Origin of the sequence: Parabacteroides caecihominis (genome assembly GCF_023656785.1) — a bacterium.
In the GTDB taxonomy this organism is placed as follows: Bacteria; Bacteroidota; Bacteroidia; order Bacteroidales; family Tannerellaceae; genus Parabacteroides; species Parabacteroides segnis.
Genome location: NZ_JAMOKS010000048.1, coordinates 18709 through 41818 on the forward strand (window position 1 = coordinate 18709; position 23110 = coordinate 41818).

The 23110-nt window shown below is 44.5% G+C and carries 16 protein-coding genes; 11 read left to right on the forward strand and 5 right to left on the reverse strand.

Going from position 1 to position 23110, the window contains the following annotated elements; genetic code table 11:
• The first annotated feature begins 753 nt into the window (after positions 1 to 753).
• The 9 genes from NBH14_RS25755 to NBH14_RS25790 all read left to right on the forward strand — a co-directional run bounded on the left by NBH14_RS25755 (position 754) and on the right by NBH14_RS25790 (position 12231).
• Positions 754 to 1464, forward strand: coding sequence for a DUF6261 family protein (locus tag NBH14_RS25755; protein WP_186961651.1), 711 nt, complete (start codon positions 754 to 756; stop codon positions 1462 to 1464).
• Between the two features lie 429 nt (positions 1465 to 1893).
• The gene (locus NBH14_RS28885) at positions 1894 to 1974 is read left to right on the forward strand and encodes a potassium-transporting ATPase subunit F (protein ID WP_118318664.1); all 81 of its coding nucleotides are present in this window, start codon (positions 1894 to 1896) and stop codon (positions 1972 to 1974) included.
• Positions 1975 to 1995: 21 nt separating this feature from the next.
• Positions 1996 to 3705, forward strand: a complete 1710-nt coding sequence (gene kdpA, locus NBH14_RS25760) for a potassium-transporting ATPase subunit KdpA (protein ID WP_250817860.1) — start codon at positions 1996 to 1998, stop codon at positions 3703 to 3705.
• Positions 3706 to 4052: 347 nt separating this feature from the next.
• Positions 4053 to 6095, forward strand: coding sequence for a potassium-transporting ATPase subunit KdpB (kdpB, locus tag NBH14_RS25765; RefSeq protein ID WP_250817862.1), 2043 nt, complete (start codon positions 4053 to 4055; stop codon positions 6093 to 6095).
• Between the two features lie 366 nt (positions 6096 to 6461).
• On the forward strand, positions 6462 to 7043 hold the full coding sequence (locus NBH14_RS25770) for a K(+)-transporting ATPase subunit C (protein ID WP_186961654.1): 582 nt from the start codon (positions 6462 to 6464) through the stop codon (positions 7041 to 7043).
• Positions 7044 to 7282: 239 nt separating this feature from the next.
• Entirely contained in the window at positions 7283 to 7987 is a 705-nt protein-coding gene (locus NBH14_RS25775) for a TorF family putative porin (protein ID WP_250817866.1), read from the forward strand.
• 17 nt (positions 7988 to 8004) lie between these two features.
• The gene (locus NBH14_RS25780) at positions 8005 to 9126 is read left to right on the forward strand and encodes a sensor protein KdpD (protein WP_186961655.1); all 1122 of its coding nucleotides are present in this window, start codon (positions 8005 to 8007) and stop codon (positions 9124 to 9126) included.
• Between the two features lies 1 nt (position 9127).
• Positions 9128 to 10858 (forward strand): HAMP domain-containing sensor histidine kinase, encoded by a 1731-nt coding sequence (locus tag NBH14_RS25785; RefSeq protein WP_186961656.1) that lies wholly within the window; start codon positions 9128 to 9130, stop codon positions 10856 to 10858.
• Between the two features lie 29 nt (positions 10859 to 10887).
• Positions 10888 to 12231: an aspartate kinase gene (locus NBH14_RS25790; protein WP_186961657.1), complete on the forward strand. Its 1344-nt coding sequence runs from the start codon at positions 10888 to 10890 to the stop codon at positions 12229 to 12231.
• A gap of 85 nt (positions 12232 to 12316) precedes the next feature.
• On the opposite strand, the gene mscL is transcribed toward NBH14_RS25790, so the two are convergent.
• Both mscL and hcp read right to left on the reverse strand, forming a co-directional pair.
• Positions 12317 to 12742 (reverse strand): large-conductance mechanosensitive channel protein MscL, encoded by a 426-nt coding sequence (mscL, locus tag NBH14_RS25795; protein ID WP_007659472.1) that lies wholly within the window; start codon positions 12740 to 12742, stop codon positions 12317 to 12319.
• A 75-nt stretch (positions 12743 to 12817) separates the two neighbouring features.
• Complete coding sequence (gene hcp, locus NBH14_RS25800) at positions 12818 to 14473, reverse strand: hydroxylamine reductase (RefSeq protein ID WP_186961658.1); 1656 nt, start codon at positions 14471 to 14473, stop codon at positions 12818 to 12820.
• 361 nt (positions 14474 to 14834) lie between these two features.
• On the opposite strand from hcp, the gene NBH14_RS25805 reads away from it, so the two are divergent.
• The gene (locus NBH14_RS25805; RefSeq protein ID WP_186961659.1) at positions 14835 to 15503 is read left to right on the forward strand and encodes a Crp/Fnr family transcriptional regulator; all 669 of its coding nucleotides are present in this window, start codon (positions 14835 to 14837) and stop codon (positions 15501 to 15503) included.
• A gap of 218 nt (positions 15504 to 15721) precedes the next feature.
• On the forward strand, positions 15722 to 19951 hold the full coding sequence (locus NBH14_RS25810; RefSeq protein ID WP_250817864.1) for a cellulase family glycosylhydrolase: 4230 nt from the start codon (positions 15722 to 15724) through the stop codon (positions 19949 to 19951).
• Positions 19952 to 20028: 77 nt separating this feature from the next.
• Here NBH14_RS25810 and NBH14_RS25815 read toward each other — a convergent pair whose 3' ends face one another.
• From NBH14_RS25815 to NBH14_RS25825, 3 genes are all read right to left on the reverse strand, one after another.
• The gene (locus NBH14_RS25815; protein WP_007659478.1) at positions 20029 to 20541 is read right to left on the reverse strand and encodes a ferritin-like domain-containing protein; all 513 of its coding nucleotides are present in this window, start codon (positions 20539 to 20541) and stop codon (positions 20029 to 20031) included.
• Positions 20542 to 20655: 114 nt separating this feature from the next.
• Complete coding sequence (gene fucO / locus NBH14_RS25820) at positions 20656 to 21816, reverse strand: lactaldehyde reductase (RefSeq protein ID WP_186961660.1); 1161 nt, start codon at positions 21814 to 21816, stop codon at positions 20656 to 20658.
• A 129-nt stretch (positions 21817 to 21945) separates the two neighbouring features.
• Positions 21946 to 22824: a pirin family protein gene (locus NBH14_RS25825; RefSeq protein ID WP_186961661.1), complete on the reverse strand. Its 879-nt coding sequence runs from the start codon at positions 22822 to 22824 to the stop codon at positions 21946 to 21948.
• Positions 22825 to 23110 lie beyond the last annotated feature (286 nt).

A 23110-nucleotide genomic window follows, 5' to 3' on the forward strand; every position in this document is an offset into this window, starting at 1 on the left:
TTCTGTAGCCGGATATGTCGTGAGATATAGGCTACCTTTACTATTATTAAAGCCCCGGGCCCTATACAAGCCGGGGCTTTATTTTTTGTTCCCGCCAGGGGAATGATTTAGCTGTGAAATTATGTGAACGCCAATAGGATATTTTTGCCTGAAAGGTGTGTTAATTATAGCCGTATAAGAAGTGTTGTGAGAGCTGAAAAACAATAGGAAAAGGTGTTAAATATGAATGACTAAATTAATCGACCCTTTTTTCTAGTCACCTGCAAAGTAAATGAAAATAAATTTACCAACAAATCTTCTACACCGAAAAATGAATGAAAATCATTGATTATTTTATTCTTATGGTTGGTGAAAAGGCATAAACAGTCATTTTCAAAGAAGTGTTTAAAGGTGACTAGAAAAAAGGGTCGTTTTATCTAGTCATTTTGGTGTTAATAAATATGAATAAAAAAGAATCCGGACCCTTAAACGGGCTATAATACAGGTCTGATGTATATGAAGAGAATGCAATCAGGGAATCCTTCGGACGTCCTTAAATGGGCGGAGAAGGGATAAATAGAATAAATTCGCTTGTAAATCAGTTGGTCGTGAGATAAAACTGAAAGTAACCCCTCTTCAAACTTATTTTTGAAGAGCCTCGCACTTTGGAGTTCCCCGGATATAAATACCGGGGGACTGTGGCGGGGAAATCGTGCTTTCATGAATGAATCCATACCTTTTATTATTATATTATCAATTAAAATATTCATTTCTATGATAAAGATACAGCCGTTTGAAACGAGAACACAGTTGAGTAACAGGGATAGTCTGAGTTTCGGGCATGAGATAGAAATAATTATTGACATTAAAGGTGCCGATGTTTTTGGGATAAACGATGTATTCTCTGATTATAAAGCGAAGTTGCAAGCATTCAATGATTCTGTCATCTATATACCTAAAAATGCTTATACGGAACAGATGAAGAGAGTCAGCCAGCAGCGTCAGAGCCTTCATATTGCCATAGTTATTGAGATAAAAAACTATCTGAGGCATTTCGATATAGTAAGAATAAATGCCGCCACGCATCTAAAGCCCCTTGCCGATTCGTTTTTAAGGGTGCAGAAGCTGTCGTTTGACAATCAGACAAATTTTATAGACAATTTCTTGCAGACGCTGGCCTCGGATGAATATAAAAGGGAAGTCGCTCTGCTGGAATTGGGTAATTGGACGGATGAACTTAAAAGGGTGAACGACATTTGTGAAAAGCTGACATTGAAACATTTTAAAGAACACTCCGGAAAAACCGGAAAAGGAAATAGCAGAATAACGCGCCTCGCCTATGAGGCGTCTTATAATATATTGGTGGAAAAATTGAATGCACTGGAATGGGTCGACGGTGATGAAAGACACGCAGAGCTTTTCACATGGTGGAATGCGCGTATCGACCATTACCGTGCGATGACCTCCAATAACCTCAGGCCGTGAGGTCTTACGTAACCGTATATGTCATGAGACATAGATTACTTAAATCATTCTAAGCCCCGGAAATAATTGGTATTTTCGGGGCTTTTTTTCTATTCCCGCACTCTCTTTTTCATCTTTCCGTTTTAGTATACTTTACCGTTTTGACAAGCTGACCTTTTCAAAATGGAAGGGTTGCCTCTTCCGGCGTTACGCTGTGTTTTTCTGATAAGTATTTGTGATACAGGTCTTAACGGATTGTTGCCTCCGCTTTGGCACGGCTTTGGCATATAGAAGGGCAAAATGATTTGTATAAACGATTAAAAGACAAAGCTATGTTAGAGAATGAAATTGTATCATTTATTTTTTTATGTGCGGTAGGTAGCCTTTGCTACTGGTTTTTTTTCAAGTGTGTAGATTGGTTCGAAAAGATTTAAAGGAAGGAGGAGAGATATGTTCGTAGCACTGTTTATACTCTGCCTGATTATCTTCGGGTATCTGATGTATGTGTTGATTAAGCCCGAAAAGTTTTAAACAAATAATGATGGTAAAAAGATGAATACGGAATTATTAGGTAGCATCGCGCAAATAGTACTCATGGTCGTGCTGGCCTACCCGCTGGGGAAGTACATTGCAAAAGTTTATAAAGGGGAGAAGACCTGCCTGGACTTCATGGCCCCGGTGGAAAGATGGATTTTTAAACTGTGCGGCATCGACCCGAACGTGGAAATGAGTTGGAAGAGCTTCCTCAAAGCATTGCTGACCATTAACCTGTTTTGGTTTTTCTGGGGAATGTTCCTGCTGTATTTCCAGCAGTACCTGCCGTTGAACCCCGACGGCAATGCGAGCCAGTCGTCGCACCTGTCGTTTAATACCTGTATCAGTTTCATGGTGAACTGTAACTTGCAGCATTACAGCGGCGAGAGCGGGTTGACTTATTTTACACAGTTGTTTGTCATCATGCTTTTCCAGTTTATTACGGCGGCAACGGGTATGGCAGCCCTGGCGGGAGTTTTCAAGGCGATGGCATCGAAATCGACTCATACGATCGGTAACTTCTGGAATCTGCTGATGAAGAGTAGTACACGTATCCTGCTGCCGTTGGCGTTGGTGGTTGGTTTTATCCTGATTATAGAAGGTACGCCGATGGGATTCGACGGCAAGATGAAGCTGACGACGCTGGAAGGACAGGAACAACTTGTTTCGCAAGGTCCGGCTGCCGCAATCATCCCTATCAAACAGTTGGGAACGAATGGCGGTGGTTACTACGGGGTTAACTCTTCGCATCCGCTGGAAAACCCGTCTTACCTGACGAATATGGTGGAATGCTGGTCCATCCTTATCCTGCCGATGGCGATGGTATTTGCATTGGGATTTTATCTGAAACGGAAGAAACTTGCCTATTCGATATTCGGGGTGATGCTGTTTGCCTACCTCGTGAGTGTCGGCATCAATACATACTATGAAACGAAGGGGAACCCGATGATCTCGGCGATGGGAATCGACCAGCAGGCCGGTGCTATGGAAGGAAAGGAAACCCGCCTCGGTCCGGCTGCCACCGCTTTGTGGAGTTGCACGACGACGGTGACTTCCAACGGTTCGGTGAATAGTATGCACGATAGCACGATGCCGCTGTCGGGAATGATGGAGATGTTGAATATGCAGATTAATACCTGGTTTGGCGGTGTAGGCGTGGGATTCATGAATTATTACGCTTTCCTGATTATCGCTGTCTTTATCAGCGGGTTGATGGTCGGGCGCACGCCTGAGTTCCTGGGAAAGAAAGTGGAGGCACGCGAGATGAAGATTGCGACGATTGTGGCGCTGGCTCATCCGTTCGTTATCCTGATCGGCACGGCGGTGGCATGCTATTATTGGGTATATAATCCGGCCTTTGTGGAGGCGGAAGGAGGGTGGCTGAATAATCCTGGCTTCCACGGACTTAGCGAGATGCTTTACGAATATACGTCGTCTTCGGCAAACAACGGGTCGGGATTTGAAGGACTGGGCGATAATACCTATTTCTGGAACTTCACGACTGGTCTGGCACTGATTATCAGCCGTTATCTTCCTATCGTCGGGCAGGTTGCCATTGCGGGACTGCTGGCACAAAAGAAATATATCCCGGAAAGTGCAGGGACATTGAAGACAGATACGGCCACATTTGCCGTGATGACGTTCAGCGTAATCTTTATCGTTGCCGCCCTGTCTTTCTTCCCTGCACTGACGCTGGGGCCGATAGCGGAATATTTCTCGATATATTAATAACGATTGATTGAATTAATACGTATCACAGTTTATTAAATTATGAATGTTTATTAGTAAAAACTGATTGTAACTTTTTCCCCTCTTGAGAGGGGGCAGGGGGTGTGTCATATCTCAGCCTGTAAACCGGCTTTATCATGCTACCCTCAATATAAATTAAACTATTTCCATGTTAATGCATTTTAAGCCTGCTTTATTGATATGTGTTAACACACCCCCTACCCCCTCTTGAGAGGGGAGAAGTTACTCCCGGCACTATAAGCATCTAGCTGATATTTTCCGGTATATGAAATTAACTCTGTCAATAGATATACAATTTATATCGAAACATAAAAAGAATAAGTAATATGAAAAATAATAAAGCCGCTTCCCTGTTTCCCAGGGAGCTTGTTATAGAAAGTTTGAAGCAATCGTTCGTGAAGCTGAACCCGAAGACGATGTTCAGGAATCCAATCATGTTTATCGTGGAGGTTGTCACGTTCGTAATGCTCTTTGTTACCATCTGGTCCGCTGCGACGGGCGACCACACGCAGGGTTCGTTCGGATACAATATGTTGGTTTTCATTGTGCTGTTTGTCACCTTGCTCTTTGCCAATTTTGCCGAGGCAATAGCCGAAGCACGCGGCAAAGCGCAGGCAGACAGCTTGCGAAAAACCCGTGAGGAGACACCTGCCAAACTAATCGGTGCGAATGGCAGTATCACGACAGTCAGCAGTTCGCAACTGAAGAAAGGCGATGTTTTTATCTGCGAGGCAGGCGATACTATCCCTTCCGACGGTGAGATTATCGAAGGACTCGCCTCTATCGACGAAAGTGCCATCACAGGCGAATCGGCTCCGGTCATCCGCGAGGCAGGCGGCGATAAAAGTTCGGTAACGGGTGGTACGAAAGTTTTGTCCGACCAGATACGTGTGAAAGTGACTACGCAGCCGGGCGAAAGTTTCCTTGATAAGATGATCGCCCTGGTTGAGGGCGCTTCCCGCCAGAAAACACCCAATGAGATTGCGTTGACCATCCTGCTGGCAGGTTTTACGTTGGTGTTCGTGGTTGTCTGCGGGACGTTGAAGCCGATGGCTGATTATTCGAATACGCAGATTACGATTGCTGCCTTTATCTCCTTGTTCGTCTGCCTGATTCCGACGACGATCGGAGGACTGCTTTCTGCTATCGGCATCGCCGGCATGGACCGTGCCTTGCGTGCAAATGTAATTACCAAATCCGGCAAGGCTGTGGAGACGGCGGGCGATATCGACACGCTGCTACTCGATAAAACAGGAACGATCACGATTGGCAACCGTAAGGCAACCCAGTTCTATCCAGTAAAATGGATTGACGAACAGGCATTTGTTCAGGCTTGCCTGATGGCATCCTTATCCGACGAAACGCCTGAGGGTAAATCTATCGTGGAACTGGGACGCGAAAAGGGTGTCCGCATCCGCGACCTGAGTACGTCGGGTTCCCGCATGATTAAATTTACGGCGGAAACGAAATGTTCCGGCGTCGACCTGAAAGACGGAACGCGTATCCGCAAAGGAGCTTTCGATGCCATCCGCCGGATGAGCGAGGCTGCCGGAAATAAATATCCGGAGGAAGTAGCTGAACTGGTGGAAAAGATTACCAGCAACGGAGGGACGCCGCTGGTTGTTTCGCAGGATGATTTTATCATCGGTGTGATTGAGTTGCAGGATATTATCAAGCCGGGAATACAGGAACGTTTCGAACGCCTCCGCAAGATGGGTGTCAAGACCGTTATGGTGACAGGCGATAACCCGCTGACTGCAAAATATATCGCTGAAAAGGCTGGCGTAGACGACTATATTGCCGAAGCCAAGCCGGAAGATAAAATGAACTATATCAAGAAGGAGCAGGAAGCCGGCAAACTGGTCGCCATGATGGGTGACGGAACGAACGACGCTCCCGCACTGGCCCAGGCAAACGTCGGTGTCGCCATGAATAGCGGTACGCAGGCAGCCAAGGAGGCCGGAAATATGGTGGACCTCGACAACGACCCGACAAAGCTCATCGAAATCGTTGAAATCGGCAAACAGTTGCTGATGACGCGTGGAACGCTGACCACATTCAGTATCGCAAACGATGTTGCCAAGTATTTTGCCATCGTGCCGGCTTTGTTCATGGTCGCTATCCCACAGTTGGCAGCATTGAATATCATGCACCTGCATAGTCCGCAAAGCGCGATACTCAGTGCAGTTATTTTCAATGCGCTCATCATCCCGATTCTGATTCCGTTGGCATTGCGCGGTGTGACTTATAAACCGATCGGGGCCTCCGCCCTGCTTCGCCGCAACCTGCTCATCTATGGGGTAGGAGGGATAATTGCTCCGTTCGTCGGCATCAAGCTGATCGATTTGGTGGTAAGCATGTTTATGTAGACAATCTAAACATTTTATTTTCCAAATAAGAATAGCTACGTATAACGAGGTAAAACCTCGTGCCGCAGGCTCTCTTTTGCCGTCAGTTTCAACTGACGGATAATAAAAACTCCGGCTTTAGCCGGAATCCTCTGTGGATTTTAATCCCTTTATAGATTATTATAAAGGTTTATTTAAGGAAAGAGGTTAAAACCTACAGAGGAAGAGGCTTTGCCTCCAGTCTTTAAAACCGTCGGTTGAAACCGACGGCAAAAGAGAGCCTGCGGCACGAAGAGATATTTTGTAAAAATTGTAAAGCTGTGAGTAAACAGGCTTTTATTATTGAACTTATATTATTAACGGTTATATTTTAAAGAACAAACAAGTATGATATCAACTCTTTTCAAATCATTTAAACTGACAATAGCATTCAGTCTGTTGTTTAGTATCTGCTATATCTTCGTCTTATGGATTTTTGCACAGGTAGCAGGCCCGAACAAAGGTAACGCCGAAGTTCTTGAACTCGACGGCAAAGTCGTGGGAGCCGCAAGCGTAGGCCAAAACTTCACGGAGGACATCTATTTCTGGGGACGCCCCTCTTGTGCAGGTGACGGCTACGACGCTTCTTCTTCCGCCGGAAGCAACAAAGGCCCTTCCAACGAAGAATACCTTTCGGAAGTCAAAGCCCGCATCGACACTTTCCTCGTTCATCATCCTTATCTGACACGTGAGGAAGTGCCCGCCGAAATGGTCACCGCCAGCGCTTCCGGACTCGACCCCGATATCTCCCCGAAAGCCGCCTACGCACAGGTACAACGTGTCGCACAGGCCCGAGGCCTCTCGCCCGAAAGCGTTATGGCTCTGGTGAGCAGCCATACCGAAGGACCATTATTAGGTTTGTTCGGCCCGGAGAAGGTCAATGTCCTGAAATTGAATATCGCTTTGGAAAAGGCAGAGAAAAATAAATAACAATCGTATCGAAATACCAAACGCAGGGTAAAAATCATCAGATAAACGTATTTATGGGCAAATACCTAGGTAAAAACGCATAAAAACAAATATTTATGGGTTAAATCGGCGGCGTAGCCCCCAAATAAATATATCGAATGATGAATACCCTGGTAAAAATGCATAAAACAATGAATATATCCATAAAACGCATAGTAACGGCGTTTCTGTTACTGTTTTTCACCTCTTTTACATGCGTCATGGCTCAAAAAGACGATAGCGGAGCCGCATTTACCGTGCAAGGGGACCTTGTGAGTTCGTATCTTTGGAGAGGGTTCTATCAAACGGGAGCAAGTTTCCAGCCGACCCTCGCTTTTAGCGTCGCCGGCTTCTCCCTGACAGCGTGGGGATCGACCGATTTCGACGGTTATAAATCTTCGGAAGGTGCCGCCAACAAGGAAATCGACCTGACGGCAGCCTATACCTTCGGCAATTCCGGACTTACCCTATCCATCGCCGACCTGTGGTGGGCCGGACAGGGTGCGAACAAATACTTCAACTTCAAAAGCCATGAAACCGCCCATCATTTCGAGGCCGGATTGGCTTATACGCTTCCCGTGGAGAAATTTCCCCTCTCCGTTGCCTGGTATACTATGTTTGCCGGACAAGACAAGGACGAGGACGGCAATCAGAACTATTCTTCCTACGTCGAACTCAATTATCCGTTCCGTGTGAAAATGGTCGACCTGACCGCCACCTGCGGTTTCCTTCCCTATACCTCTTACGGGGTCTATACGGGGGCGAAGACCAACGACGGATTTGCAGTTACTAACGTTGCGCTGAAAGGAAGTACCGCTATAAAGTTCAGCGATTCATTCTCTTTGCCTATATTTGCGCAGGCTATTTGGAATCCCCGTATGGAAGATGCACATCTGGTCTTTGGCATTTCACTAAGACCGTGGTAATCTGAAACAAGCAACTCATGGACAGAGAACAGAGCGTACAACACTTTTTAGATTTGCTGAAAAAATCCCGCCGTGGAAATTTCAAGATATACATCGGCATGATTGCCGGTGTGGGGAAAACGTACCGTATGTTGCAGGAGGCGCACGAATTGCTTCGGAGCGGTATCGACGTGCAGGTCGGTTACGTGGAAACACACGGCAGGGTTGAAACGGAGGCGTTGGTCGAAGGTTTGCCTTTGATACCGCGCCGCCGGTCATTTTATAAGGGGAAAGAAGTGGAGGAGATGGATTTGCAGGCTATCCTGAATATCCATCCGGAGGTCGTGATAGTGGACGAGCTGGCGCACACCAACATCGAAGGTAGCAAGAACGAAAAGCGCTGGCAGGACGTTACGGACATTTTGGAGGCGGGCATCAGCGTCATCACCGCCGTCAATATCCAGCATCTGGAAGGGTTGAACGAGGACGTGCAGGATATCACCGGCATCGAGATAAAAGAACGTATCCCCGACAGTGTCCTGGAGCAGGCGGACGAGGTAGTGAATATCGACCTGACAGCCGACGAACTGGTGAAACGCCTGACAGCCGGAAAAATATACAAGCCGGAAAAGATTCAGACGGCGCTGAACAACTTCTTCAAGTCTGAAAATATTCTCCAATTGCGCGAACTTGCCTTGAAAGAGGTTGCGCTACGTGTCGAGAAGAAGGTGGAGAGCGCGGTCCCTGTCAATACAGGTGTCCGGCATGAAAAATTCCTGGCTTGTATCAGCAGTCATGAGAAGACGCCGCGTAAGGTCATCCGCAAGGCTGCCCGGCTGGCTACCCGCTACAACACGAAGTTCTTTGTCCTCTACGTGCAGACGCCCCGCGAAAGTATCGACCGCATTCCGTTGGCAAACCAGCGTTACCTGTCGAATCATTTCAAGCTGGCGGCCGAACTGGGAGGCGAAATCATACAAGTGCAGTCCAGAAGCATCCCCGACAGTATTATCGAAGTATGCCGCGAAAAGCAGATTTCGACCGTCTGCATCGGGAAGCCTGCCTTTACGCTTGTTTCCGTGTTCCGTGCCTGTTTCCAATACCGGAAATTGCTGAATAGCTTGTCGCAAATGAATATTGACCTGATAATATTGGCATAATATGTTACAGTCTGTTAGTCTAAAGATTAAAACGAAGCTCACCTATGGTATAGGTCTGCTGTTTGCAATGATTGTCCTACTGGGCGGTCTTTCGGTAAAGAATATCTACCGCATGTCGGCGGATACGCAGAATATCCTGGCGGATAATTACAATACGCTCCTGTATTCGCGCCGTATGCTGGATGCCCTCGAACGTATCAAGACCGACCCGGTAGCGCGTACCGAGTTCGAAAAGAACCTGAACTTGCAAAAGGAGAATATAACGGAAGTGGACGAGAATGTCGCGACCACCCATCTGGTTACGCAATACGAATCAATGAAAAAGGATATGAACGACGCCTCCATCCAACGTGTCCGCATGGCGTTGAACGAGGTGATGAGTCTGAATATGACTTCCATCTACCGGAAAAGCCAGGTGGCGGAGCATACGGCACATGAAGCCTTGATGTGGATTTGCATCCTCGGTATCACCTGCATCCTGATAGCCTTTGCCTTCCTGATTCGCCTCCCCCGGTCCATCAACACGCCGATCCACAAGCTGACGGACGGTATCATGGAGATTGCCAACCATAATTACGAGAAGCGCCTCGACCTTGGGAAATATGAAGAGTTCGCCGCCGTCGCCAACTCCTTCAACCGGATGGCGGAACGGCTGACCGAATACCGTAAAAGTACGCTGGCGGATATTATCCAGGGGAAAAAATACATCGAAGCCATCGTCAACAGCATCACCGAGCCGATCATCGGACTGGACGGGAACCGTAAAATACTTTTCGCCAACGATGTCGCCCTGACAATCCTCAATCTGAAACGTGAAAATGTCATCGGCAAGTCTGCCGCCGAACTGGCGCTGAAAAACGATCTCCTGCGACGCCTCGTGCGCGAACTGGTGCAACCCGACGAAAAGAAGGAACCGCTCAAAATTTATGCTGATAACAAAGAAAGTTATTTCAAGGTGCAATACATTCCTATCCATTTGACGGACGGGCAGAAAGACGTCAGCCAATACGTCGGCGACGTTATCCTCCTGAAAAACATCACCGAGTTCAAGGAACTGGATTCGGCAAAGACGACCTTCATCTCGACCATCTCCCATGAACTGAAAACGCCTATTTCAGCCATCATGATGAGCCTCAAACTCCTGGAAGACCAGCGGGTAGGCGATATGAACAACGAACAGAAAGCGCTTGCCGAAAGCATCAAGGAAAGCAGCGACCGCCTGCTCGAAATAACCGGCGAACTGCTCAAAATGACGCAGGTGGAAACCGGAAAACTGCAACTGAACCCGAAAATTACCAAGCCAATCGAACTGATAGACTACGCTATCAAGGCGAACCGTGTGCAGGCGGAGCGTTTCGGCTGCCATATAGAGGTCGAGTATCCGGAGAAAATCTCCAAACTCTTTGTCGATAGTGAAAAGATAGCCTGGGTCCTGACAAACCTTTTGTCGAACGCCATCCACTACACGCCGGAGAACGGCCGCATCATCATCGGTGCCCGCCAGGAAGGCAAAGTCGTGGAGATATTCGTCCGCGATTTCGGTAAGGGCATCGACCCGCGTTACCACCAGAGTATCTTCGACCGTTACTTCCGCGTTCCCGGTACGAAAGTGCAGGGTAGCGGCCTCGGACTGGCTATCAGCAAGGACTTCGTCGAAGCTCATGGCGGAACCATCCGCGTGGAAAGCGAGATAGGAAAGGGCAGTACCTTTATCGTTTCATTTAATGTATGATAATAAGTAAGAAAACACAGTAAACAATCATGAAAGTATTAAAATTTGGCGGTACATCTGTCGGCTCGGCCCGACGGATGAAGAACGTCGTATCCATCATATCCGGCGGTGAACCTAAAATTGTCGTCTTATCAGCGATGGCCGGAACAACTAATTCGCTGGTCGACATCACTCGTTGCTTCTATCGCAAGGAGGTCGATGAGGCAAATAAAATCATTACCCGTCTTGAACAGGCTTATGCCGGGCATATCGAGGATTTATATACCTCTGTCGCCTATAAGGAAAAGGCGCTGGAACTGGTAACGGAACGTTTCAATGAAATATGGGCGTTTGCCGGTGCTCCTTTTACCGTCTTCGATGAAAAGGTGGTGCTGGCGCAGGGTGAATTGATTTCCACGGGCATGATGCATCTTTACCTGCAAGAGCAGGGAATGAAGTCGGCATTGCTTCCGGCCCTCGATTTTATGCGGATAAATGCCGACGGTGAGCCGGATATGTCCTATATCGAAGAGCATCTCGGAAAACTGCTGTCCCGCTTCCCGGACACGGATATCTTTATCACCCAGGGTTTCATCTGCCGGAACGCATACGGCGAGACAGATAACCTGCAACGCGGAGGAAGCGATTACAGTGCTTCCCTGATCGGAGCGGCTATCCATGCCAGTGAAATACAGATATGGACGGACATTGACGGTATGCATAACAACGACCCGCGCGTGGTAAACCATACCGCTCCTGTCCGCCAGCTTAACTTTGAAGAGGCGGCGAAGCTCGCTTATTTCGGAGCGAAGATACTCCATCCTTTTTGCATTCGCCCGGCAAAGGAAAGCAATATTCCGGTCCGCCTGCTGAACTCCCTGCAACCCGATGCTCCCGGAACATTAATCTCGAATACCGCGGAGAAGGGCAGAATCAAGGCGGTTGCAGCGAAAGACAATATCGTCTTCATCAAAATGAAGTCGTTGAATATCCTGCCGCCTCATAAGTTCCTGAGTACGGTGTTCGATACATTTGCCCGCTACAAAACGGCCGTCGATATGGTGACGACCTCCGACATAGGCATCTCCGTGACGACCGACAATCCCGAACATTTGCAGGAAATAGTAGGCTGCCTGGAGAAATATGCAACAATCAGTGTCGAAAAGGATATGGTAATCGTCTGTGTGGTCGGCGACCTTGAATGGCAGAACGTCGGCTTCGAGGCAAGAATCATAGATGCGTTGAAAGACATTCCCGTGCGGATGATTTCTTACGGGGGAAGCAGCAGCAACGTCTCCCTGGTGATGAAGTCCGCCGATAAAACGCGTGCATTGCAGGCACTGAGCTCCCGTCTGTTCCCGAAACCGGATGAAACGGAAGCGATTGGTGCCTGAAAACAGAAGCGTGCCAAAAAGAGGCTGACCTCTGTTTTGACACGCTTCCCTGTTATTCAGGAAACCTTACGGGTAAGGTTTTTCTTCATTTCTTTTCTTTCAGTAAGTCACGTATTTCAGTCAGCAACTGAACATCGGCTGGCGGAGCGGGAGGGGCGGCAGGCGCTTCTTCCGTTTTCTTTTTATTCAGGGCATTCATCCCCTTCACCATCATAAAGATAGCGAACGCAATAATGATAAAGTCGAAAGTCACCTGTATAAAATTCCCGTAATTGATTGTGACGGCAGGCGTAATGACTTTATCGCCTTCCATAACCGCCTGTTTCAGCACGATTTTCAAATCGGTAAAGTTGACTCCACCCACCAGTAACCCTACGGCAGGCATGATAATATCTCCAACGACCGAAGATACGATTTTTCCGAAAGCACCACCAATGATGATACCGACAGCCATGTCAACGACGTTGCCGCGCATGGCAAACTGTTTAAATTCTTGTAAAAACTTCCCCATATATATTCGCCTTTTTTATGTTATAACCATAAATGATTGCATTTGGTTGCGAATATACAAAGTTTAGTTAAAATATCAGGCAAGAATTAGCTTTTCTATATCTTCATCCACGGTACTGATGGTTCCGATGCCGAAGTTTTCAACTAATACCTTCGCCACGTTCGGTGAAAGAAATGCCGGCAACGTCGGTCCCAGGTGAATGTTCTTAACGCCCAGGCTCAGCAACGCCAGCAGGACGATAACCGCCTTCTGTTCATACCACGCAATGTTGTAAACAATCGGCAGCTCATTGATATCTTCCAGTCCGAAAGCCTCCTGCAATTTCATGGCGATGACGGCTAATGAATAACTGTCGTTGCATTGTCCGGCATCCAGCACGCGGGGAATGCCGCCGATGTCGCCGAGCGGCAGCTTATTGTAACGGTATTTGGCACAGCCGGCCGTCAGGATTACGCAGTCGGAAGGCAGTTCGCTGGCAAACTCCGTATAATAGTTGCGGCTTTTCATTCGTCCGTCGCATCCGGCCATCACGACGAATTTACGGATTGCACCGCTCTTAACGGCGTCGATCACCTTGTCTGCCAACGCCATAACCTGGTTATGGGCAAATCCTCCGGTGATCTGTCCGTGCTCGATTTCTTTGGGCGCGTCACATCGTTTGGCATGGGCTATGATTTCCGAGAAGTCTTTTGTCTTGCCGTCTTCCCTTGACGGAATATGTTTCCATCCCGGAAAGCCTGTCGAGTTGGTTGTATACACACGGTCTTTATAAGAAGCTTCTTCCAGTGGCGGAACGATACAGTTGGTCGTGAACAGGATTGGCCCGTTGAAGCTCTCGAACTCTTCCCGTTGTTTCCACCAGGCATTTCCGTAGTTGCCGACAAAGTGTTTGTATTTCTTGAAAGCCGGGTAATAGTTGGCCGGAAGCATTTCGCTATGCGTATATACATCGACTCCGGTTCCTTCCGTTTGTGCAAGCAGCTCTTCCATATCTTTCAGGTCATGGCCACTAATTAGAATGGCTGGATTATTGCGCACACCGATGTTCACCTGTGTGATTTCCGGATTACCGTAACTGCTGGTATTGGCCTTGTCGAGTAACGCCATTGCTTTTACACCGTAACTTCCGGTTTCCAATACAAGTGCCGTCAATTGTTCGGCCGAAAGGTCTTTCCGCAAAGTTTCGGCGAGAGCATGCTGTATGAAAGCATGTAAATCCTTTTCCTCGAATCCCAGATTGCCGGCATGTTCGACATAAGCTGCCATTCCCTTTAAGCCGTAGATGATGAGTTCTTTCAGGGAACGGATATCGGGATTGGCTTCACGCAACACACCGACCGTAAGGGCTTTTCCTTCAAAAGTACTTTCATCGCCTTTCCAGACCAGTTCATCGATGACCGGCAGTTCGATGCCGTGTCCGGCAGCCTCTTCTTTTAGCTGGTCTCTAAATTTCAAACCGTTGACAATCCGGCCGGTAATACTCTCTATATCGAAGTTCGCATTTGTTATAGTAGAAAAGAGCGCATCGACAACGAAACGGTTGATATGCGCAGGAACTTCTACTCCGGCATTCCGTAACAGGGTCGCCACAACGGAAACACCTTTGGTGACAAATAAAAGCAGGTCCATCCGGTTGGCCGTTTCATCATCCTTCCCGCAGACACCCTTGATGGTACAACCGGTACCTTTCGCAGCTTCCTGACACTGAAAACAAAACATTTTTGCATCCATACTATTCTATAATTTATTGGTTTATATTATTCCGAAACAAAAGTAGGACAGGCCGGTCTCTTATATTGTACCAAATGTTACAAACTCGGATATTTCTTTGATAAACGCGGTCATACTCTCATTTGGATACGGGGGAAATACGTGCCGGTTCCTATGTCATTTTATTTATCTGCTGATGTAAGCTGTTGCCGACGTCCTCGACAATATTGCCGACGCTGTCGAAAGCTTTGCCGACGTCGTCGATTATTTTGCCGACAGCGTCGGCAACAACTTGCCTTTGCAGGAAAATAAGGTTTCCTCCGTATCTTTTAGTATATTTGCCTGTATATATAATTGAATAAGCCTGTATATATAAATGAATATGATAGCAATTCTTTCTAAATCCATATTATTTCGGAATATCCCGGAGTCAGACATTTCCGGTTTGTTGGAAACGACGGCTTACCGGGTCGCATCTTACCACCCAAAGGACATTATCGCTTTGCAGGGAACGCCATGCAATTATCTGATGATTGTGTTGAACGGGCTTTTGCAGGGACAGATGGTGAATGACGCGGGTAAACTTGTTGTTATTGAAGAATTGGAAGCGGCTCAGTTGTTAGCCCCCGCTTTTTTATATGCTCCGAAAAACAATTTGCCGGTAAATATCATCGCCGTGGAGCCGTCGGAGATTTTATTTATCCACCGGGATGATTTTACCGTGTGGATGCAGCAGAACAGGCAGCTTCTTCAAAACTTCCTGATGCTGATATCCGGCAGGAGCCATTTCCTGAGTGACAAAATTATGTTCTTGTCTCTGAAGAATATAAAGAATAAGATAGCGGATTATTTGCTTCATAAATTGCCGGACGCGTCGTCTGCGGTGATTCATCTGACCGATACTCAGCAGGAGATAGCCGATTCATTTGGCGTGACCCGTCCTTCGTTGGCGCGTGCATTGGCGGAGATGGAGCAGGAGGGGATTATTTCTATAGACAGGAAAGTGATAACGATTTGTAACATGCAGCTTTTGCGGCAGATGGGGCAATAAAGCATCCTGTCGGAAATATTTTTGCCAGCCAATATCCTTAATAAGGATTAAAAGAAATTAATCCGTCAGCCCGATATACCGACTTCGGTCGGCTTTTAATTATCTTTGTAACTGAATTTTAGAACAGTGCCACAAACCGACCTCTTATAGTTTCAAAACCAATTGTTTTCTATTTAATTTTTTTGAATATCAGTCAAAGTCGAACTTTATTTAATTACATGATGAAAAGGGATTTATTTATTAAGTTAGTATTTATATGGGGATTATTTACCGGATTTACAGATATACATGCAGCCGGAGTAACTGAACCGGATAGGGCCAGTGATATTGTCTATGCGCTTCCGATAGAGAAAGTGATTCCGATTTTTGGCAGTCACTATAGTAAAACAAATAATAGTTTTAATATTTATGACAAGTGGGGGGATGAAAAGACAACACCTTCATTAGCACAGACTGAGGATGGCTTTAATCTTGTTAAATTATCGAATTTCGATTACCATCCATTGACTTTTTATAATTCACCTGCCGACTTATCGACGGCTACATACATAAATATAGATGCTTTTTTTAGCAAGGATGTCAGTACTGTAGGAATAAAATTATATCCGTCAGGTAACACGGATTATGAGTTTACCAGTAATAAAACATATAAAAAGGGAAAATGGCATTCCATCCAAATCCCTTTAAGCGAATTTGCTCGTGTTAAAGGAGACGAGGCGCTCCAAACAACTGCTTCTATGCTATTAAGCGTGCAAGGTGATGACGTTGGAGTTACTGCTTATCTTGACAATATCTATTTTTCTACAGAAGCAAATGAACCGATGGAAATACCGGCCGCTTTAATACCGGAACGCTCCGCCGCCAATGTCGTTAATTTCTATAGCACTAAATATGGAACAGGCACTGAAGTAGTCTTTTTAGAGTGGGGAGGAAAATATAATGTTTCAAAAAAAGAAGATAATGAAGGTAATGAATTGCTTAAATTATACGGGTTTAATACGGGTGCAATCCAGTATAATCTCAATAATCAAATACTGGAAATTGGCGATAACAACAAATTTCATTTAGAGGTGTATGCGGGAAATGCCATTCCGGCTTTTAAAGTAACATTGATGCTTTATGATAATAGGATAGGCAATGCGGAAAATATCGAATTTGAAACACCGGAATATAATCTGGCTGCCAATGAATGGCATACTATTGATATTGATATCGATGATTTCCTGGAAGATACAGAGCGTAAAATAAGTACAATTCAAATCCATACCGGAAGCAGTAATAATACGATCTATTTGGATCATATCTATTTTTATAATGATGAAGATATCATTCCCGTAGAAGGTGCCCCGGAACACATGGCTTATCTTCCTCCCGTGCAATTGAATCCGGCGAATGTAATTTCTGTATTCAGCGATGCTTATGAAAACGGACTTTCGGATGGCTATCCCGAAATTGCTGATTGGGAGCAAACCACTATAGATGCAATTGTTCGGCAGGGTAATAACTCCATTTACCAGTTAACGAAAACAAATCAATTCCCCCTTAAACTGGGAAACGTCAATCTTTCGGGAATGGATTCTTTGCATATCGATGTCTATTCGCCGGATGCAACATCTTTGAGTATTATGCTTGATGGCGGGACTAAACATTCTATTCCTCTAACGCTTGTTTCGAACGAATGGAACCGTATAAATATTGCATTATCAGAGTTTACAGATGTGCCTTTGGAAGAAGTTCATTATCTATCTCTTGAAGATGGAAATGAAAAGACTTTCTTTATTGATAATATTTATTTCTTCAAGAAAAAGGAACTATTCACTCCTTCTCCGATTGAGAATCTGAATAAGAAGTTGGGAAAAGGGATCAATTTAGGGAATATCTATGACCAATCGAATCTGGAATGGAATGATGCTTACGTTGCGATGGTAAAAGAGCAAGGATTTACGCATGTTCGTCTGCCCATCCGTTGGGATAATGACGGCAGAAGTATGAATGAAAAGCCTTATAATATTGATGAAGCGTTTATGCTTAAAATAAAAGCAGCCATTGATAAGATTCTTGCTGCCGATTTAAAGCTCGTCATCAACATGCATCATTATAACCCTTTAATGGAGTTGTCGGGAGATGAACAGGCGAAAGAAATGGAGCGTTTCCTTATTTTGTGGGCTCAAATTGCTGAGTATTTCCAGAATTATCCGGAAGATTTAGTCTTTGAAATACTCAATGAACCCAGAGATAGCATGACGGTTGCGCTATGGAACGAATTGCTGGAAAAAGCTATAAATACCATACGAATAACGAATCCGAATCGGGCCATAATGGTTGGTACGACAGATTGGGGAACGGTCAATGGATTGGATGGATTAATACTTCCACAGGATAATCATCTTATTTTGACAGTCCATTATTATAATCCAATGCCGTTTACTCATCAGGGGGCTGAATGGTCCGGTAATCCTCCGGTAGGATATAAGTGGTATGATTCACAGAGTGATAGGGAGGCCGTAATAAATGATTTTAACCTTATCAGAGATTTTTCTGCGGAAAACAATAATATCCCTGTCCACATCGGTGAGTTCGGTACGTATGACAAAGCGGATCTGGATTCGCGCCTGCTCTGGACTACCTTTGTCACACGTACGATTGAGCGGTATGGTTACAGTTATGCCTATTGGGATTTTGGAACTGACTTTGGAATTTATGACGTTGCCACCGGACAATTCCGTCAGCATTTATTGGATGCTTTATTTACAAATAAAATTCCGGAAAAACCAATGGATTTGCATATTGTTGGGAGCGAAACAGTCTATGACAGCAATATAGATAAAGGTAGCAACTGGAACACCGGTTGGATTAACCAAACAAGTCATTGGATTAACTCTTGGGATGATGGTGAGCTGAAAGTTTCTATCATTAATGGTGGTGAAAATTCCTGGGACGTTCAACCGATTTTACTCACCAGCCTTGAAATGGGAGCGGTATATACAGTCACATTTACTGTCAGCGGAGATACTGAAGGTTTCACTTTTTCAAATTATATCGGGAAAAATGGTACCGCTTATATTCCCTATGGACCAAATTTATCTTTCTCTGCCAAACAGCAGGAGGAGACATATTCTTATACTTTTACTATGTTGAGGGATACGGATGATGCTGCACGTTTTACTTTAGATATGGGAGGAAAGGGAACAGGAACTTTCACATTTAAAAATATCTCTATAAAAAAAGGAACTTTGGCTATAAATGCTGCTGCTGTTCCTGAAATGGAAGAATCTGATGTATCTACAGTTTTTAGCTCTTTCTATAATAACGACTTACAGACTGTCGCATTTCCGGAAATGGACTTAACCATAAAAGGAGAAGAGGAAGATGTGAAAGGGAATAAAGTTATAAAACTGGAGAATTTCGATAAGCAAAATATCACTTTGGGAACATCTGTCCAGCTGAACGATAAAGGTCGTCTTTGTCTGAATGTATTTCCCAGAAGTAAAATGAGTCTGAAAATAACGGTTGGTAATGATACTGTAGAACAAGAATATAGTTATGATTTAAAACCTCATACATGGAATGCCCTTGATATGGATTTGGCCGGACTTCTTATTAAAACAGAAGGGAAGATTAACAGGATTAATTTATCCTGTGCTCCCGGAGGTCGGACGCTGTATCTTGATCATATTTATTTTTATGAAGAAAGTGAGGGAGAAGAACCTTCAGAACCGGAAGAACCAGTCGGACCTACTGTAGCAGCTCCTACTCCTTTACAGGCAGAAAGCAGAGTTGTTTCTGTTTTCAGTGATGTTTATGCAAACATTCCTTATTCTTTTGACAGCCAGGAGGGGCAAACGACTAAAGTGGATGTTGTTAAAGTAGCAGGCAATAATACATGGAAATTGACTAACACCAATTCATTGTTTATCAACTTGGATAATTTAAAGGTCGATCACCTTGAACAATTACATCTGGATGTATGGACGCCTGATGCAGAAATATTTAGTATCTATTTGTCAGACGGAGTATTGGAAACTCCGGCTATAAAGATGGCAAGTATCGAGCAGAGATGGAACTCATTGGATATACTTCTGTCTGATTATCAGAAATATATTAATATGGCAAATCTTTATTCTATCCGGCTGGAATCGAATAAACCTGGTGCTTATTATATTGACAATTTATATTTTTATTCAAGCCCGGCAACTGATAATAGTGCTATCCAACAGGTGAATGATATAACTTGTAGAATAATAAATAATCAATTGTTTGTTGAGTCACAAACTCCGCTTCGTTCCGTAATTATTTCTGATGTTTCCGGACGTATAAACAGTAACATAAAGGTGAATGGGACTACTGCTGTGACTATTGATTTAAACTTAATGAGTAATGGGGTTTATTTCCTGCGGGCAGTTTGTTCCGATGGAAAAATAAAAACAACTAAGTTTCTGAAAAGATAAAACTGGATAAAAATAAACCCACAATTTTCTAAAAAAGAGTGGGTTTATTTTTTTAGTAATCTATACCGGACCAGGTATTACTTATTCAGGAAAGAACTTTTCATTCTGGCAATATCTGTCAGATAATCCTGTAAATCCTGTTCATGTTCTTCTTCCATAGCCAGGATATGTTTGGCTATTTCGCAGGTAGTAAAGTCTTTGCCATCTGTAAATTCGGCAATTTGCTGATATCTGACAATGGCGCAACGTTCTGAAGCGACATTCTGGTTTAGCAGGCTGACAACATCGAAGTCATTTGGTACGTCATATTTGCATCTGGCCAGTTCGAACCATTGTTTCGGATCAAGAACGGGAACACCTTCCAGTTCGATGATACGGTCGGCCAATAGTTTGGCATGACCTAACTCTTCGTTGGCATGTTCTTCAAATTCAGCCTGTACGTTTGCACGCATAGCACCTTCTGCAACCAAAGCGCCTACCCAATATTGATAGTATGCTAACCATTCTTCTGATAATGCAGCGTTAAGCTGTGATAACAAACTTTCTACGTCTAGTTTTTTCTGTAGAATCTTAACACTTTCTTTTGCCATAATTGTAAAATTTAGTTTAGTATAATGCTCGTTCGTACTGTTCAAACAATACTGTCGTGTGTTTGTTCATACTAAACTAAATTGGAACGGTAATTTATTATTTTTTCTATTATGTTAGATATAGGCTTTCCGGTAGAGAGCAAGAAGGTCTTCGACGGTAACATCTCTCGGATTGCCGGGAGTACATACATCTGCGTAAGCTGATTGGGCCAGTTGTTCCAGGTCTTCTTCCTTTACTCCGATCTCGCTTAGTTTCTGTGGAATGCCGATTTTCAGGGATAGTTGTTTGACGGATTCTACTGCAGCGACGGCTGCCGCTTCATCGTTCATTCCTTGTATGTCGCATCCCATTGCTTGTGCTATTTTCTTATATTTCTGAATGGAAGAAGGCATATTATATTCCATCACATAAGGAAGTAACAAAGCATTGGCAACTCCATGAGGTATGTTATAGAAAGCTCCCAGGGGATGAGCCATTCCGTGTACGGCTCCTAATCCGACGTTACTGAATCCCATACCTGCAATATATTGAGCTACTGCCATACCATTACGCGCTTCAAGATCATGGCCGTTGGCAACGGCTGCGGGAAGATGGCGGGCAATCATTTCAATGGCTTTCAGTTCAAACATATCTGACATTTCCCAGGAACCTTTGGTTATATAACCTTCGATTGCATGGGTGAGCGCATCCATACCGGTCGCTGCGGTGAGCGATTTGGGCATGGAACTCATCAGCTCAGCATCGACGATTGCCAGGACTGGAATATCATTCGGGTCTACACAGACCATTTTCTTGACATTCTCTTCGTCGGTAATCACATAGTTGATAGTTACTTCTGCTGCTGTTCCTGCCGTAGTTGGCAAAGCTATAATAGGAACGGATTTGTTTTTGGTATTGGCTACACCTTCCAGTGAAACGACATTTGAGAATTCAGGGTTATTAGTAATAATTCCTATTGCTTTTGCCGTATCTGTCGGGGAACCGCCTCCTATGGCTATGATGAAATCGGCAGCAGATGCTGCATATGCTTTTACGCCGGCTTTTACATTTGTAACAGTTGGGTTTTGTTTTACTTCTGCAAAAGTGGTGTAGGGGATAGCCGCCTGTTCCAATATGTCGGTAACCTGTTTTACTACTCCAAATTTTACAAGATCATTATCTGTTACGATAAATGCTTTTTTAAGGTTTCTCCTTTTTACTTCTTCAGGGATAACATTCCTTGATCCCGGACCAAAGTAAGATGTTTCATTCAATACGATTCTGTTCGTGTTCATGATCGTTTTTCTTTTGTTATGTATTGTAATAGAGCGTCAAAAGTAAAGCATTACCAGTTTCTGAAACTTATAAATATGATATTTATGGTTTCAAAACTGATAATGCTTTTACGTTAGGATTATTGTCGTTTAATCGTCCAGTTTGCCGAACTTGCCGGCTCCCAAATCAATGTAAGCTTGTTTTAATTCTGCCACGTTATTCATAACGAACGGACCATATGCTGCAATAGGTTCTTTGATCGGTTCACCACTCATTATAAGAACAGTAGCTTTGTTTACAGCGTGGATGGTGAACGTTTCTCCTTTAGTTTCAAATAAAGCAAAATAATCGGTTGGAACCAATTCATTATTATTGATCTTTACGGAACCTTCAACGACTAAAATAGCAGTATTGTAATCTGCCGGAAATGAAAATTCAGCATTTCCACCTTTGTTTAGTTTAGCATTGAACAGATGCATCGGGGTAAAAGTAGATGCTATTCCGTTTGTATTCTGATATTTGCCTGCAATAACTTCCACCAGACCTGTGTTATCGGGTAATTCGACTTTAGGTATCTGACTGTTTTCGATAGATTGATATTTAGGATCGGCTTTCTTATCCCTGGCGGGAAGATTGATCCATAATTGTACAATGTGGAATTCGCCTCCTTTCCGGCTGAAACTTTCTTCGTGATATTCCTTATGAAGTACTCCGGATGCGGCTGTCATCCATTGGATGTCGCCCGGGCCGATCACGCCGCTGTTGCCTCTGCTGTCGTGATGGGCTACTTTTCCTTTATATACGATTGTGACGGTCTCAAACCCACGATGAGGGTGTACTCCGACTCCTCTCGGTTCTTTACGTGGAGAGAACTCCATTTTTGCATTATAATCTAACAGAATGAAAGGATTCATACGTTCCCTGCTTAGTTGTTCCAAATGCGGTATGAAATTATGAACTCTGAATCCGTCTCCAACCATATGCGGGGCAGGCGGAGCTATGATACTTTCTACTTTTTTTATTGTCATAAAATAATCTCTTTATTTTTTAGTAAAACAAAAAAGAAAACGGCTTTGTTGTTACAATTCGTTATTCCCATATTATAATGTATAGGGAAGGTTCTTGAAAAGATCTTAAGTTAGGCAATAACGCCTGAATTTTAAGGATAGTTGCAGAGTGAGACTTTGTTTGATTTTTTTTATGCCTGTAACGATCAGTCGTTCAGAATTATAGTCTGTCAGTAACGATTTAGTTGAAAAAATAATCTCATAAAAGTTTGGAGTGTATGTTGTAAAGCACTACTTTTGCATCCGC

What these genes read in the sequence shown, in the direction of transcription:
- NBH14_RS25815 (WP_007659478.1), bottom strand. Translation starts at nt 20,541, where the DNA reads ATGGCAAAAGAAAGTGTTAAGATTCTACAGAAAAAACTAGACGTAGAA.
- NBH14_RS25805 (WP_186961659.1), top strand. Translation starts at nt 14,835, where the DNA reads ATGATAGCAATTCTTTCTAAATCCATATTATTTCGGAATATCCCGGAG.
- hcp (WP_186961658.1), bottom strand. Translation starts at nt 14,473, where the DNA reads ATGGATGCAAAAATGTTTTGTTTTCAGTGTCAGGAAGCTGCGAAAGGT.
- mscL (WP_007659472.1), bottom strand. Translation starts at nt 12,742, where the DNA reads ATGGGGAAGTTTTTACAAGAATTTAAACAGTTTGCCATGCGCGGCAAC.
- NBH14_RS25790 (WP_186961657.1), top strand. Translation starts at nt 10,888, where the DNA reads ATGAAAGTATTAAAATTTGGCGGTACATCTGTCGGCTCGGCCCGACGG.
- NBH14_RS28885 (WP_118318664.1), top strand. Translation starts at nt 1,894, where the DNA reads ATGTTCGTAGCACTGTTTATACTCTGCCTGATTATCTTCGGGTATCTG.
- NBH14_RS25780 (WP_186961655.1), top strand. Translation starts at nt 8,005, where the DNA reads ATGGACAGAGAACAGAGCGTACAACACTTTTTAGATTTGCTGAAAAAA.
- fucO (WP_186961660.1), bottom strand. Translation starts at nt 21,816, where the DNA reads ATGAACACGAACAGAATCGTATTGAATGAAACATCTTACTTTGGTCCG.
- NBH14_RS25810 (WP_250817864.1), top strand. Translation starts at nt 15,722, where the DNA reads ATGATGAAAAGGGATTTATTTATTAAGTTAGTATTTATATGGGGATTA.
- NBH14_RS25775 (WP_250817866.1), top strand. Translation starts at nt 7,283, where the DNA reads ATGGCTCAAAAAGACGATAGCGGAGCCGCATTTACCGTGCAAGGGGAC.
- NBH14_RS25755 (WP_186961651.1), top strand. Translation starts at nt 754, where the DNA reads ATGATAAAGATACAGCCGTTTGAAACGAGAACACAGTTGAGTAACAGG.
- kdpA (WP_250817860.1), top strand. Translation starts at nt 1,996, where the DNA reads ATGAATACGGAATTATTAGGTAGCATCGCGCAAATAGTACTCATGGTC.
- NBH14_RS25825 (WP_186961661.1), bottom strand. Translation starts at nt 22,824, where the DNA reads ATGACAATAAAAAAAGTAGAAAGTATCATAGCTCCGCCTGCCCCGCAT.
- NBH14_RS25785 (WP_186961656.1), top strand. Translation starts at nt 9,128, where the DNA reads ATGTTACAGTCTGTTAGTCTAAAGATTAAAACGAAGCTCACCTATGGT.
- NBH14_RS25770 (WP_186961654.1), top strand. Translation starts at nt 6,462, where the DNA reads ATGATATCAACTCTTTTCAAATCATTTAAACTGACAATAGCATTCAGT.
- kdpB (WP_250817862.1), top strand. Translation starts at nt 4,053, where the DNA reads ATGAAAAATAATAAAGCCGCTTCCCTGTTTCCCAGGGAGCTTGTTATA.